At 73.9% G+C, this 13,682-nt stretch carries 14 protein-coding genes; 4 read left to right on the top strand and 10 right to left on the bottom strand.

Going from position 1 to position 13,682, the window contains the following annotated elements; genetic code table 11:
• Window positions 1-32: 32 nt before the first annotated feature.
• Window positions 33-2,255 (bottom strand): GH92 family glycosyl hydrolase, encoded by a 2,223-nt coding sequence (locus ACIGNX_RS23660; protein ID WP_396542859.1) that lies wholly within the window; start codon window positions 2,253-2,255, stop codon window positions 33-35.
• Between the two features lie 174 nt (window positions 2,256-2,429).
• On the opposite strand from ACIGNX_RS23660, the gene ACIGNX_RS23655 reads away from it, so the two are divergent.
• Entirely contained in the window at window positions 2,430-3,413 is a 984-nt protein-coding gene (locus ACIGNX_RS23655) for a LacI family DNA-binding transcriptional regulator (RefSeq protein ID WP_396542858.1), read from the top strand.
• Window positions 3,410-4,420 (top strand): class I mannose-6-phosphate isomerase, encoded by a 1,011-nt coding sequence (locus ACIGNX_RS23650; RefSeq protein ID WP_396542857.1) that lies wholly within the window; start codon window positions 3,410-3,412, stop codon window positions 4,418-4,420. Before ACIGNX_RS23655 ends, ACIGNX_RS23650 begins: the two co-directional genes overlap by 4 nt.
• Before the next feature lie 77 nt (window positions 4,421-4,497).
• Here ACIGNX_RS23650 and ACIGNX_RS23645 read toward each other — a convergent pair whose 3' ends face one another.
• From ACIGNX_RS23645 to ACIGNX_RS23630, 4 genes are all read right to left on the bottom strand, one after another.
• A complete protein-coding gene (locus ACIGNX_RS23645) occupies window positions 4,498-5,496 on the bottom strand; it encodes a hypothetical protein (protein ID WP_396542856.1) in 999 nt (332 codons plus the stop codon).
• Window positions 5,497-5,594: 98 nt separating this feature from the next.
• Window positions 5,595-6,242: a response regulator gene (locus ACIGNX_RS23640; protein WP_396542855.1), complete on the bottom strand. Its 648-nt coding sequence runs from the start codon at window positions 6,240-6,242 to the stop codon at window positions 5,595-5,597.
• Between the two features lie 9 nt (window positions 6,243-6,251).
• The gene (locus tag ACIGNX_RS23635) at window positions 6,252-7,832 is read right to left on the bottom strand and encodes a GAF domain-containing protein (protein ID WP_396542854.1); all 1,581 of its coding nucleotides are present in this window, start codon (window positions 7,830-7,832) and stop codon (window positions 6,252-6,254) included.
• A 47-nt stretch (window positions 7,833-7,879) separates the two neighbouring features.
• Window positions 7,880-8,278, bottom strand: a complete 399-nt coding sequence (locus tag ACIGNX_RS23630) for a pyridoxamine 5'-phosphate oxidase family protein (RefSeq protein ID WP_396542853.1) — start codon at window positions 8,276-8,278, stop codon at window positions 7,880-7,882.
• Between the two features lie 106 nt (window positions 8,279-8,384).
• Between ACIGNX_RS23630 and ACIGNX_RS23625 the strand changes: the two genes are divergently transcribed.
• Entirely contained in the window at window positions 8,385-9,224 is an 840-nt protein-coding gene (locus tag ACIGNX_RS23625) for an arylamine N-acetyltransferase (protein WP_396542852.1), read from the top strand.
• A 4-nt stretch (window positions 9,225-9,228) separates the two neighbouring features.
• Here the strand turns inward: ACIGNX_RS23625 and ACIGNX_RS23620 are convergent, their stop codons facing one another.
• The 3 genes from ACIGNX_RS23620 to ACIGNX_RS23610 form a co-directional block, all read right to left on the bottom strand.
• Window positions 9,229-9,768, bottom strand: coding sequence for a hypothetical protein (locus ACIGNX_RS23620; protein WP_396542851.1), 540 nt, complete (start codon window positions 9,766-9,768; stop codon window positions 9,229-9,231).
• A gap of 88 nt (window positions 9,769-9,856) precedes the next feature.
• A complete protein-coding gene (gene meaB, locus ACIGNX_RS23615) occupies window positions 9,857-10,822 on the bottom strand; it encodes a methylmalonyl Co-A mutase-associated GTPase MeaB (RefSeq protein ID WP_396542850.1) in 966 nt (321 codons plus the stop codon).
• Window positions 10,823-10,826: 4 nt separating this feature from the next.
• The gene (locus ACIGNX_RS23610; RefSeq protein WP_396542849.1) at window positions 10,827-12,014 is read right to left on the bottom strand and encodes an acetyl-CoA C-acetyltransferase; all 1,188 of its coding nucleotides are present in this window, start codon (window positions 12,012-12,014) and stop codon (window positions 10,827-10,829) included.
• A 125-nt stretch (window positions 12,015-12,139) separates the two neighbouring features.
• On the opposite strand from ACIGNX_RS23610, the gene mce reads away from it, so the two are divergent.
• Window positions 12,140-12,583 (top strand): methylmalonyl-CoA epimerase, encoded by a 444-nt coding sequence (gene mce, locus ACIGNX_RS23605; protein ID WP_396542848.1) that lies wholly within the window; start codon window positions 12,140-12,142, stop codon window positions 12,581-12,583.
• A 6-nt stretch (window positions 12,584-12,589) separates the two neighbouring features.
• On the opposite strand, the gene ACIGNX_RS23600 is transcribed toward mce, so the two are convergent.
• Together ACIGNX_RS23600 and ACIGNX_RS23595 are read right to left on the bottom strand one after the other, a co-directional pair.
• Window positions 12,590-13,147, bottom strand: a complete 558-nt coding sequence (locus ACIGNX_RS23600) for a TetR/AcrR family transcriptional regulator (RefSeq protein WP_396542847.1) — start codon at window positions 13,145-13,147, stop codon at window positions 12,590-12,592.
• A 65-nt stretch (window positions 13,148-13,212) separates the two neighbouring features.
• A complete protein-coding gene (locus ACIGNX_RS23595) occupies window positions 13,213-13,575 on the bottom strand; it encodes an SPW repeat protein (RefSeq protein WP_396542846.1) in 363 nt (120 codons plus the stop codon).
• Between the last annotated feature and the right edge of the window lie 107 nt (window positions 13,576-13,682).

Here is a 13,682-nt window from a genome sequence, read left to right as displayed (position 1 = left end):
GCCGGTCGTGGTCGCTGTCCGCGCGCTGACGACTACGAGGCGTGCTCACCTTCGGGCGCGGAACCCGGACCGGTCGCCCACGACGCCTCCGCCGGGTCCGTCGTGAGGACGTGGTCGAGGCGCGTGCCGCGCAGGCGGTCGACGTTGAGCAGCACGCGGTCCCACGGCTCGGAGTCGACCGCGAGCGAGCGCACGTACTGCAGCTCCGACGGGTCCGCGCCCGGTGCGGTGATCGTGACGTCGCGGCCGTCCTCCAGGTGCAGCACCGCGCGCTCGAACCGCGGCGCGTTCAGCACGAAGTCGCCCGTGCCCGGGGTCACGGGGTACAGGCCGAGCGCGCTGAACACGTACCAGGCCGACATCTGCCCGAGGTCGTCGTTCCCGGTCACGCCGTTCGGCGCGTCCACGAACAGCGTCTGCGCCGCCCGCACCACGGCCGAGGTCTTCCACGGCTGCCCCACCAGCGCGTACAGCCACGGCACGTGCAGGTCCGGCTCGTTGTTCGGGTTGTACCGGAACTGGTTGTAGTAGTCGTACGGCCCGACGACCCACTCCTCGCGCGCCGTCCGCGCCGGGTCCGCCACCAGCTCGGCGTAGGCGAAGAAGTCGTCCAGCCGGGCCACCGCCGCGTCCCGCCCGCCGATCAGCTCCACCAGGCCGGGCACGTCCTGCTGCGCCAGCCACTGGTACTGCCACGCGGTGCCCTCGTGGAACCCCTCCGGGCCCTGCGGGCTGAACGGCGTGAGCCACGTGCCGTCGTACCGCTTGGGCCGGGGGAAGCCGGTGAACCCGCGGTCGGACACCGTCGGGTCCCACAGCACGCGGTGGTTGCGCCCGCGGCGGCCCAGGATGTCGGCGTCCTCGTCGTGCCCGAGCGCCCGCGCCATGATCGCCAGCGAGGCGTCGGCGAGCGCGTACTCCAACGTGGCCGAGGCGCCGTGGTGCGGGTCGACGTCCTGCCCCTTTTTGGGGAAGTCCTTGTCGTACTGCACGAAGCCGCGACCGACGTAGGAGGGGTTGCCCGCCCGGCCCTCGAACGGCGACGAGCCGGGCGGCACGCCGTTCGCGTTCTGCCGCAGCGCGGCGTAGGCCCGCTCCTCCAGGCCCGCCAGCGCGCCGAACCGCCACAGGTCCACCAGGAACGGCGTGACCGGGTCGCCGGTCATGGTGTTGGTCTCCTGGTTGGCGTACGCCCAGCGCGGCAGCCACCCGCCCTGCTCGTGGATCGCCAGCACCGAGCGGGCGATGTCCCTCGCCCGGCCCGGCCGCAGCAGCGCCAGGAGCTGGTTGTGCGCCCGGTAGGTGTCCCACAGCGAGAAGAACTCGTGGTAGGTCCAGCCGTCGGCGGTGTGCACCCGCCCGTCGAACCCGCGGTACCGGCCGTCCACGTCGTTGCCCGTCAACGGTTGCAGCAGCACGTGGTAGAGCGCGGTGTAGAAGACCGTGCGGTCGACGCCCCCGGCGGACGTCTCGACGCTCGACAGCTCCCGCCGCCACGCCTCCTCCGCCGCGGCGCGCAACTCGTCGAAGGACCGGCCGCGGGCCTCGCCGAGGTTCTTCGCCGCGCCGTCCGCGTCGACGTGCGAGATCGCGGTGGCCGCCGTGACCGGCCCGCCCCCGAACGCCACCCACTGGCCGCGCAGCCCCGCGCCGCCCTCCGGGCCGCCCCAGTTCCCGGTCCTGGTGAACGGCCGGTCGAACGTCGTGGTGAAGTAGGTGGTGTACGGCTTGCCGCCGCAGAACGCCTGCGCCACCACGGTCCCGGCCAGCGTCCGGTCGTCCACCACCCGCACGCTGCTCGCCGACACGGGCTCGCCGTCGTTGGCCTGGCCCACGTTCACCAGCACGTGCGGTGTCGCGCCCGCCGGGAAGGTGAACCGCTCGACCCCGACGCGGGTGGTGGCCGTGGTCTCCACCGTGATGCCGGACGCCAGCCGCACCCGGTAGTAGCCGGGTTTCCCCACCTCGCCCTCGTGGGTGTAGGCGGCGCCGTACTCCCGGTGGTCGAAGGTGCGCGGCAGGCCGGTGGTCGGCAGGACGGACACCAGGCCGCCCTGCTCGGAGCACCCCGCGCCGGACAGGAAGAAGTGGCCGAACCCGCGGATCAGCGGGTCGTCGTAGTGGTAGCCCGCGTAGTGCGAGCCGATCGGGCTGGAGTGGGCCATCCCGAACGGCATCGACGCGCCGGGGAACGTGTTCCCGTCGTCCTTCGTGCCGATGAACGTGTTCACCGAGTCGAGCGGGTCAGCCGTCACCGATCCACCATAGGTTCAGCCGACCGCGGTGGCGAGCGCGCGGACCCGCCGTTACCGCGGTCCGGCGCGGGCCCGGGCGTTGACATCCGGGTACTCGCGGTGTGTGATTCGCGCACTATGACAACGTTGTCCCCGAACGGCGCGGCCGGTGCCCGCAAGGTGCGGCGTGCCACGATGAACGACGTGGCGAGGCTCGCCGGCGTCAGCATCAAGACCGTCTCGCGCGTGGTGAACGACGAGGCGGGCGTGCACCCGGCCACCGCCGAACGGGTGCTCGCGGCGATCGACCAGCTCGGCTTCCGGCGCAACCTGAGCGCGCGCAACCTGCGCCGCGGCTCGTCGACGGGCACGGTCGGGCTGGTGCTGGAGGACGTGGGCAACCCGTTCTACTCGGGCGTCACGCGCGCGGTCGAGGAGGTCGCCCGGCTGCGCGGCCGGCAGGTGATCACCGGCTCGTCCGACGAGGACCCGGCGCGGGAGCGCGAGCTGTCGCTGGAGTTCTGCTCGCGGCGGGTGGACGGCCTGCTGGTCGTGCCCGCCGGGTTGCAGCACGGGTACCTGGTGCCGGAGATGCGGGCGGGCACGCCCGTGGTGTTCCTGGACCGGCCGGCCGGCGACGTGGTCGCCGACACCGTGCTGGTGGACAACATCGGCGGCACCGCCGAGGCCGTCGCGCACCTGGCGTCGTTCGGGCACCGGCGGATCGCGTTCCTCGGCGACGCGCCGGGCATCTTCACCGCCAACGAGCGCCTGCGCGGCTACCGCGAGGGCTGCGTGCGGGCCGGCATCGGCTACCACGAGTCGCTGGTGGTCATGGGCCCGCACGACGAGGAGTCCGTGCGCCGGGCGCTGCACGGCCTGCGGGGTGCCGCCGACCCGGCGACCGCCGTGGTGACCGGCAACAACCGGATCACCGTGCACGCCGTGCGCGCCCTGGCCGGCAGCGCCGCGCGCCCCGCCCTGGTGGGCTTCGACGACTTCGAGCTGGCCGACCTGCTGTCGCCGCCGGTGACCGTGATCGCGCACGACGCGAGCGCGCTCGGCAAGGCAGCGGCCGACCTGCTCTTCGCCCGACTGGACGGCGACGGTTCCCCACCGCGCCGCGTCGTCCTGCCGGTCCGCTTGGTGGCCCGTGGATCAGGAGAGGTACGCCCATGAGTTCCGACACCCAGCCCGTCGCGCTGGAGGCCAACCAGCCCCGGCAGTTCTACCGGGGCGGTGCGGCCATCGCGGCGTTCCGGAGGCGGGAGGAGGCCGACTCCGGACCCGAGGACTGGGTGGCGTCGACCACCACGCAGTTCGGCAAGGACGAGGCCGGCCTGACCCGGCTGCCCGACGGGCGGTGGCTGCGCGACGCCGTGGCGGCCGACCCGGTGACGTGGCTGGGCGAGGAGCACGCGGCGCGGTTCGGCGGCGACACCGCGCTGCTGGTGAAGCTGCTCGACGCCGGGCAGCGGCTGCCGGTGCACTACCACCCGTCCGACGCGTTCGCCGCCGCGCACCTGGGCTGCCGGCACGGCAAGACCGAGGCGTGGGTCGTCATCGGCACGTCCGGCCCCGACCCGACGGTGTACCTCGGGTTCCGCGAGGACGTGCCCGCCCCCGTCGCCGCCGGGTGGGTGTCCACCCAGGACTCGGCGGCCATGCTCGCCGCGCTCAACCCGGTGCCGGTCTCGCCCGGCGACACGGTGTTCGTGCCCGCCGGCGTGCCGCACGCGATCGGCGAGGGCGTGTTCATCGTCGAGCTGCAGCAGCCGACGGACTTCTCGATCACCCTGGAGTGGCGGGGCTTCCTGGCCGACGCCGAGGCCGGGCACCTCGGCCTGGGCTACGACAAGGCGCTGGACTGCCTGGAGCGCCGCGCTCAGTCCCCCGACGACCTCGTGCGCCGCACGCAGGCGCTCACCGGCCGGTCGGTGAACCTGTTCGACGCTCAGGCGGACCCGTTCTTCCGCGCCGACCGGCTGCACGTGTCGGGCACGGCGGCGCTGGAGCCCTCGTTCGGCGTCTACGTGGTGCTGGAGGGCGCCGGCACGCTGGGTCCGGTCGCGGTGCACCGGGGCAGCACGGTGGTCGTGCCGCACGCGGCGGGCGAGGTCGTGGTGACGGGGGACGTGGTCGCCGTCCGGTGCAGGCCGCCGGTGGTGTCGACGCCCGGGAGTTGAGCGCCGCGGCGCCGGGCGCGGTGCGGCGCTAACGGTGCCGACCGCGCGGGGCGGCCGGCGGGCCCGGCCGCCCCGCGTCACAGGTACTTGTTCGCCAGCTCGCTGTACTCCTTCTCCAGGTCGTCGGCGAGGTAGGCGACGTAGGCCCACGGCACCTCGTGCACGTGGTCGCGCATGCCGAGCAGGTGGCGCTTGGCCCGCGGCGCGTCGTCGGCCAGGGCGAACGCCGCCGCGAACAGGTTGTGGGCCTGGAGGGCGCGCGGGTGCGGCTTGGCCGGGGTGGCGTCCCACTTGTCCGCCGCCGTCGCGATCTCCTCCCGGTGCCGGGTGAAGTAGCGCATCTTCAGCGTCGCGATCTTCAGCGCCGACCGGTTCTGCACCGCGTCCTCGAACTGCTCCAGGAAGATCTCGAAGTGCGCCAGCGGCAGCATGGCCACCACCGGGTCGCCGGGCGGGGCCGCGTCGACGCTGCCCTGCGCGAACGCCATCATCTCCTCGGCCGAGCCGCCCCACTTCGACGCCAGGATCTGCAACCGGGTCCAGTGCGCCGGGTAGAGCGTCGCGCACCGCGCCACGACCTCCCGCCACACCTCGTCCTTCTGGTCCCGGTCGACCTGCAACCCCAGGCCGGCGGTCTGCAGCTGGGCCCACGGCACGGCGTCGCGCGGCAGGAGCTTCGCGGCCTCGTGCAGCGGGGCGACGGCCTTGCGGAGGGTACCGAAGAAGACCTTGAACCGGTCCTTGCCGACGCTGTCGGCGCGCCCCGAGCCGCGGATCGCCCACGCCTCCCGGATGAACGCCGTGCCCGCGAGCAGCCACAGGTCCGGGTCGGTGTTGTTCTTCGCCAGCTCCAGCAGCTCGTCGGCGTGGCCGATGGCGTGCTCGCCCAGCACCTCGACCCGCAGCGCCCGCACCTCCGGCTCGTCCCGGCACTCCGCCAGCACCGTGGTCGCCGCCCTCAGGTGGCCCGCGTCCATCTCCTCCGCCGCGATGTCCAGGATCGCGTCGTCGTAGGTGTGGTCCCGCACCACTTCACGCGCGAGCGCGGCAGGCCGCTTCCTCCGGAAAATCCCCACTCCAGCGACCTTACTTTCCTCCGGGCCCGAGCGGCTCGGCTCTTTCGTAGAGCCGAACAGGGCCTGTCCCCGGTCGTACCCAGGGTACGTGCGCCCGGTCAGAGGCCGCCGGTCTGCCGCCTGCGCGCGGCGTAGACGCCCGCCTCCGTGCGGCGGTCGAAGCCGAGCTTGTGCAGCAGCGACGAGACGTAGTTCTTGACCGTCTTCTCGGCCAGGAACAGCCGGTTGGCGATCTGCCGGTTGGTCAGGCCCTCGGCGATCAGGTCGAGGATCCGCCGCTCCTGCGGGCTCAGCGTGGCGTAGCGCGGGTCCTCGACCGGGCCGCCGCGCAGCCGTTGCAGCACGGTCGCCGTCACCCCCGAGTGCAGCAGCGAGCCGCCGGCGGCCAGCGTGCGGATCGCGGACACCAGGTCGTTGCCGGAGACCTGCTTGAGCAGGTAGCCGGCCGCGCCCGCCATGATCGCGCCGAACAGCGCCTCGTCGTCGGAGTACGAGGTCAGCATCAGGCACGCGGGCGGCGGCTGGACCGCCGAGCGGATCTCCCGGCACACCGTCACGCCGTCGCCGTCGGGCAGCCGCACGTCGATCACGGCGACGTCGGGCTGGTGGTATTCGGCGGCGGACACGGCGGCGGCAGCGCTCTCCGCCTCACCGACCACCTCGATGTCCGGTTCGACCGCCAGCAGCTGTTGCAGGCCGCGCCGCACGATCTCGTGGTCGTCGACCAGCAGCACCGAGATGGACATGGACCCTCCTCACACCGGTACCAACGGCACGGACCACGTCAGCGTTACTCCTCGGCCCCCGATCGACCCGACCTGGCACGAACCGCCCCACCGGGCGGCCCGCGCCGCCATGTTGACCAGGCCGCCGGTGTGCCTGCCCCGGCCGGGCGGCAGGCCGGCGCCGTCGTCGCGCACGACCAGCCGCAACTCGGTCGCGGCCCGGTCCACGGCCACCTCGACCTCGACGCTGCTCGCCGAGGCGTGCCGGGCGGCGTTGGCCAGCGCCTCCCGCAGCGTCGCCAGCAGGTCCGGCCGCACGTGGTCGGGCACCACGGAGTCGAGCGGGCCGTCCAGGGCCAGCGCGGGCTCGAACCCCAGCAGCCTGGCCGACTCCTGCACCACCTTCATCAGCCGGGCGCGCAGGTCGGCGGCGCCCGCGGGCGGCTCCTGCAACGAGAAGATCGTGCGCCGGATCTCCCGGATCGTCTGGTCGACCTCGGTGACGAAGTCCGCCAGCCGCCGCGCCACCACCGGCTGCTCCACCAGCCCGTTCAGGCCCTGCAACCCCAGGCCCAGCCCGAACAGCCGCTGCACGACCAGGTCGTGCAGGTCGCGGGCGATCCGGTCGCGGTCCTCCAGCACGGCCAGCCGCCGCTCGGCACCGGTGGCCCGGGTGAACTCCAGGATCAGCGCCGCCTGCCGGGCGAACGACTCGACCAGGGCCACGTCCGAGTCGTCGAACGCCCGCTGCCCCCGCGCCCGCGCCACCATCAGCACGCCGAGCACCCGCTCGCCCGCGGCCAGCGGCACGAACACCACCGGTCCCACCTTCGGCAGGCCGGGCAGCCCGTCCAGCACCTCGGCCCGGCCGGTGTCGAACACCTCGCGGGCCGGGCCGCCGTCGGCCGGCGCGCCGAACCCGTGCGGCTCGCCGTCCAGCACCCGCACGACCAGCCCGCCCCGCACGTCCGGCAGCGCGAGCAGCGCGTTCACCCCGTCGGCGGCCAGCCGGGCGCGCACCGCGACCAGGCGCAGCGCGTCCCGGTCCGGCGCGCCGGTGAGCAGCGCGTTCGTCACCTCGTTGGACGCGCGCAGCCACACCTCCCGCTGCCGCGACTGCTCGTAGAGGCGGGCGTTCTCGATCGCGATGCCCGCCGCCGCGGCCACCGCCACCACGACCTCCCGGTCGGCGCGGGTGAAGTCGGAGCCGTCGGCCTTGTCGCTGAGGTAGAGGTTGCCGAACACCGCGCCGCGCACGTGCACCGGCACGCCCAGGAAACCGGGCCCGGACGGGTCGAACGCGGTCGTCGCGTCACCGGGCTTCTCGAAGTCGGCGTTGTGGTGGCCGTCGTCGTAGGTGAACTCCAGCAGCTGCCGGTTCGGCCCGACGACGGCCAGCGCGCCGTAGCGGGCGCCGACCAGGCCGCACGAGGACTCCACGATGCGCCGCAGCACGTCGGGCAGCGACAGGTCGCTGGCCAGCGACACGACCGCGGACAGCAGCCGGTGCAGGCGCTCCTGCGAGACGACCACCTCGGTGGTGCGGTCGGTCAGCTCGCGCAGCAGGCCGTCCAGCCGCGTCGCGGCGTTCGCGTCCGGCGTTCCGGCCACCCGTGACCACCCGTCGAGTCGGAGGGCCCCGAGGTTATCGCCTGCGCTCAGGGGATGCGACGGCCCGCCAGGACCTCCAGGTCGACCACCAGGAAGTGGTCGCCGCCGCCGTGCCCGCGGGAGGCCAGCGGCAGCCGGTGCAGCCGCGCCAGCCACTCCCGCTCCCGGACCTCGGTGGCGTGCCCGACCGCCATCACCGACCAGCCGCGGGACAGGTCGGGCGCCACGTCGTCGATCTGGAAGGCGACGATCGTGTCCCGGGCGACGAGGGCGGCGCTGCCGTCCGGCACGCGCAGCACGACGCACTCGCCGTCGAGCGCGTACACGACCGGGTGCACGACCGGCAGCGCCCGCTCGGTGTAGACCAGGCGGCCGACCGCGGTCGCGCCGAGCAGCTCCAGGCATTCCTCGCGGGACAGGACCTGGAGTCCAGCGGAGTCGTACATCGCACCTCTTCGTCGTCCCCCGGGACCAACGTTCGGCCCTGTGATCGTCGTTGCCTAGAGTCGGAAGTCCCGGCTTCGAGCCACCGACCCGATGGGGGACCACCAGATGCGCACGCTGGACGTGCCCGCGTTCCTGCGCCGCCTCGGCGTGACCGACGTCGAACCACCCGGGGTGGCGGCGCTGACCAGGCTGCACCGGGCGTTCGTCGAACGGGTGCCCTACGAGACCGTCGAGATCCAGCTCGGCAGGCCCACCTCGCTGGACCCGCTGGACTCGGTGGCCAGGGTGCTCGCCGGCCGGGGCGGGTACTGCTTCCACCTCAACGCGGCGTTCGGCGAGCTGCTGCGGGCGCTCGGCTACCACGTCACCAGGCACCCCGGCGGCGTGCAGACCGGCGAGGACGTCGAGCCGGTGATCAACCGCAACCACCTCGCGCTCACCGTGCGCGACCTGCCGGACTCCGACGACGCCTGGTTGGTCGACGTCGGTCTGGGCGACGGCCTGCACTCGCCGCTGCCGCTGCGGGAGGGCGTCCACCGGCAGGGGCCGTTCACGTTCGAGCTGGGCCCGTCACCGGCCGCGCCGGGCGCCTGGCGGCTGCGGCACGACCCGCGCGGCAGCTTCCACGCCATGCACTTCGCCCCGGACGCCGTGGGCATGGACCACTTCGCCGACCGGCACGTCCACCTGTCCACGTCGCCCGAGTCGGGGTTCGTGCGCACGTTCGGCGTGCTGCGGGTGGACGGGCGCGGCTGGGACGTGCTGCGCGCGCTCACCCTGGCCCGCGTCGAGGGCACGACCACGAAGACCGTGCTCGACCGCCCCGCGGACTGGTTCGCCGCCCTGGCCGACGTCTACGGGCTGGTCATCGCCGGGGACGACCGCGACCCGCTGTGGCGCAAGGCGGTGTCCCAGCACGAGGCCCGGCAGGCCGCTCCCGCCTGACCGGTCACATCGACGCGCCGAGCCCGCCCGCGTAGTGCGCCACGTGACCCCGGTAGAGCTGCGGGGCGTGCCGCTTGAGCGCCAGGTCGAGCAGCTCCTCGCCGATGTCGTCGGGCAGCTCGACCCAGTGGCCGTGCGGGCCCGCCGGCACGCCGCGGTACGTGGCGGCGAAGGCGCGCGGGTCGTGCGGCGCGAGGTGCAGCCACAGCGTCGACTTCGGCCCGCCGCGCGACAGCGCCACCCCCGCCAGCTCGTACCAGGGCACCGCCCACGACCTGCCCTTCTCCTCCCAGCGCAGGCCCTGGGGCTCGACCAGGAGCCGGCGCAGCCGCGCCTTGCGCCGCCACACCCCGCCGCCGATCAGCCCGGCGATCGCGAGCAGCGGCCCGACGACCATCGCCGCCAGGTGGCCGTCGCCGTACGACAGGAACATCAGCAGCACGCCGACGGCCGTGAACCCGAGCTGGACCGCGAGCCCGGCGCGCCGCTCGGCCCGGTTCCCGAAGGGGATCTCCACGTCCTTCACGACAGCCCCACCACGCATCCCCCGTCCTCCACGTCGAGCGCACCGGCCACCGGGCAGGCGATCACCCGACGGGTGTCGCACGTCCGGATGCCCATCACCGGAGTCGTCATGCGCCCACCCCCTCGACCAGTCGATCAGCCGCAGCGTAGGGGTCCAGCTCGCCCGCCACGACCCGTTCGGCCAGGCTCGCCAGCCCGGACGCCCCGCGCAGCCCGCCGATCCGGGAGCGCAGCCGCTCCAGCGCGAGGGCCTCGATCTCGGCCGCCGCCCTGGCCGCGCGGCGTCGTGCCAGCTCACCGCGTTCCACGAGCCAGGCGCGGTGCGCTTCGACGGCGTCCACGACCTCGTCCAGCCCCTCGGCGCGGCTCGCGACCGTCTTCACCACGGGTGGCCGCCAGCGACCGCCCTCCCGCTCCCGGCGACCCAGCGAGATCACGTGCTTGAGGTCGCGCGCGGTCTGGTCCGCGCCGTCGCGGTCGGCCTTGTTGACGACGAACACGTCGGCGATCTCGAGGATGCCCGCCTTCGCGGCCTGGATGCCGTCGCCCATGCCGGGCGCGAGCAGCACCACCGTGGTGTCGGCCAGCGACACCACCTCGACCTCGGACTGGCCGACGCCGACGGTCTCGACCAGCACCACGTCGCAGCCCGCCGCGTCGAGCACGCGCAGCGCCTGCGGGGTGGCCCACGACAGCCCGCCCAGGTGGCCGCGGGTGGCCATGGAGCGGATGAACACGCCGGGGTCGGTGGCGTGCTCGCCCATCCGCACCCGGTCGCCGAGCAGCGCGCCGCCGGAGAACGGCGACGACGGGTCGACGGCCAGCACCCCGACCCGCTTGCCGCGCCGGCGGTAGGCCGCCACGAGCGCCGAGGTGGACGTGGACTTGCCGACGCCCGGAGCCCCGGTCAGGCCGATGACCTGCGCGTTCCCGCAGAACGGCGCCAACGCGCCCGCGACCTCGCGCAGCTGCGGGCCGGCGTCCTCCACCAGGGAGATCAACCGGGCGACCGCGCGCGCCTGTCCCTCGCGCGCGCGGTCGACCAGCTCGGCTACGTCAACGGTGCGGGCCACACCCCTAAGCCTTGGGCACGCGCACGATCAGCGCATCGCCCTGACCGCCGCCGCCGCACAGGGCCGCCACGCCGACGCCGCCGCCGCGCCGCTTCAGCTCCAGCGCCAGGTGCAGCGCGATGCGGGCGCCCGACATGCCGATCGGGTGGCCGAGCGCGATCGCGCCGCCGTTGACGTTGACCTTGTCCTCGGGGATGCCGAGCTGCCGGGTGGAGACCACGCCGACCGCGGCGAACGCCTCGTTGATCTCGACCAGGTCCAGGTCGGCCGGGTCGATGCCCTCCTTGGCGCACGCGGCCCTGATGGCGTTGGCGGGCTGCTCGTGCAGGCTCGCGTCGGGGCCGGCCACCACGCCGTGCGCGCCGATCTCGGCCAGCCAGGTCAGGCCCAGCTCCTCGGCCTTGGCCTTGCTCATCACGACCACGGCCGCCGCGCCGTCGGAGATCTGCGACGCCGAGCCCGCGGTGATCGTGCCGTCGGCGGCGAACGCCGGGCGCAGCTTGGCCAGCGCCTCCACCGTCGTGTCGCCGCGCACGCCCTCGTCGGTGGCGAACAGGACCGGGTCGCCCTTGCGCTGCGGCAGCGGGACGGGCGTGATCTCCTCGTCGAAGACGCCGTTCTGCGCGGCCTTGGCGGCCAGCTGGTGCGAGCGGGCGGCGAACGCGTCCTGCTCCTCGCGGGTCACGCCGTACCGGGCGTTGTGCTTCTCCGTGGAGGCGCCCATCGCGACCTGGTCGAACGCGCAGAACAGGCCGTCGTGGGACATGTGGTCGAGCATCGTCACGTCGCCGTACTTGAACCCGCCGCGCGACTTCGGCAGCAGGTGCGGCGCCTGGGTCATCGACTCCTGGCCGCCCGCCACGACGACGTCGAACTCGCCGGCGCGGATGAGCTGGTCGGCCAGGGCGATCGCGTCGATGCCGGACAGGCACACCTTGTTGATCGTCAGGGCGGGCACGGTCATGGGGATGCCCGCGTTCACCGCCGCCTGGCGCGCCGGGATCTGGCCCGCCCCCGCCGTGAGCACCTGGCCCATGATCACGTACTGCACCTGCTCGGGCGCGACACCGGCCCGCTCCAGGGCCGCCTTGATCGCGACGCCGCCGAGCTGGGCGCCGGAGAAGTCCTTCAACGACCCGAGCAGTCGCCCCATCGGGGTTCGGGCCCCGGCGACGATGACGGAACCGGACACAGCAGCCTCCACAGCGGGTGTAAGCGGTTGTTAACACGCCACGATACCCAGGGTTACCACGGAGTAGCCCTGTGAGGCGTCGCACAGCGGGACCTGCACCGATTCGGCCGCTAGCCTTCGTGACCATGGAAGAACTCCGCGGGCTCGTCACCGCCATCGACCACGTCGGCATCGCCGTGCCGGACCTCGACGCCGCGATCGCGTTCCACCGCGAGCACTTCGGCCTGGAGGTCGCGCACGAGGAGGTCAACGAGGAGCAGGGCGTGCGCGAGGCGATGCTGCGCGCGCCCGGCGACGACGGCACGGGCGCGGCCGTGCAGCTGCTCGCGCCGCTGACGCCGGAGTCCACCATCGCGAAGTTCATCGGCCGGTCCGGGCCGGGGCTCCAGCAGCTCGCCTACCGGGTGTCCGATGTGGACGCGGCGGCCGAGGCGCTGCGGGCCAAGGGCCTGCGCCTGCTGTACGAGCAGGCGCGGCGCGGCACGTCGAACAGCCGGGTCAACTTCGTGCACCCGAAGGACGCCGGCGGCGTGCTGGTCGAGCTGGTCGAGCCCGCGGCGTCCCACTAGCCGGCATCAGGGCTGTTCGAGGGCGGCGGCCACGAACGACAGCCCAGGGTCCATCCGGTCGCCGCCCGGGGCGTGCCGGGCGACCGAGTGGCGGTAGCTGACGGCGTGGGCCAGCAGCGCCGAGGCGCTGTCGACGTCCTTCGCGGCCACCGCCGCGCCGCCCGCGGCGAGGATGACGTCGCGGATCTGCCGCACCACCGACTCGTAGCGCTCGTGCAGGGCGTCCCGGACCGCCTTGTGCGTGTCCGCCTCCCGCCACAGCAGGTGGCTGAGCAGCGGCGAGGCGTCGAGCCGGGCGTCCAGCGCGGCGACGAGCCTGCGCAGGCTCTCCGCGATGTCGCCGACCACCACGACCCGGCGCGCGTCCACGGTGCCGTCGGGGAGTCGTTGCACGAGGGCCGCCAGCAGGTCGGCCTTGCGGCGGAAGTAGTAGTGCACGAGCCCCTTCGGGACGGCCGCCCGCTCGGCGATGCGCGAGGTCGGTGTCGCGTCGAAGCCCGCCTCGGCGAACAGCTCCTCGGCCGCCCTCAGGATGCGCTCGCGGGCCGACGGGTCCGCTGCCACCGCACCGCCCTCCTCCGGTCGCTCGGGCCCACGGCCACCGCCGTGGGCCCGGGTTGGCAGTGCCGTCAGGCGGTTCCGGCGATCCGACCGCCGTGCGCCGCGTTCGCCACCGGGACCGCCATCGCGCCCACCGCGACGGTCAGCACGCCGCCGATCCACGACACCCACGACGCCCCGGTCAGGTCGCTGTAGCCGATGACCCACGGCGAGATGAACAACAGCGCGCCGAGCGCCACCTGGAACCACTCGCCGTAGACCATCCGCGGCATCGCGAGCGACGCCAGGCCGTCGACGGCGATCAGCGCACCGAGCACGACCATCGTCCACGTGGCCCCCGTGGTCGTCTCCACCACCAGGGGCGAGAGCAGCACCAGGGCACCGATGACGACCTCGGCCCAGTCCTGCCACCTGGTCCACGCCCTTGCCATGTCCCGCACCTCCGTCCTCCTCGTAGGGACACCTCCGATGCTCCGCTTGGTTGGCCGCCCGGTCAAGAACGACCGAACGGGCGAAAAGCCAGTGCGGTGGCTCACAG

This window comes from Actinosynnema sp. NPDC053489 (genome assembly GCF_044544865.1).
Lineage (GTDB): Bacteria > Actinomycetota > Actinomycetes > Mycobacteriales > Pseudonocardiaceae > Actinosynnema.
Note: the sequence above shows the minus strand (reverse complement) of the source record. Positions and strands in the feature narration are given on the sequence as shown.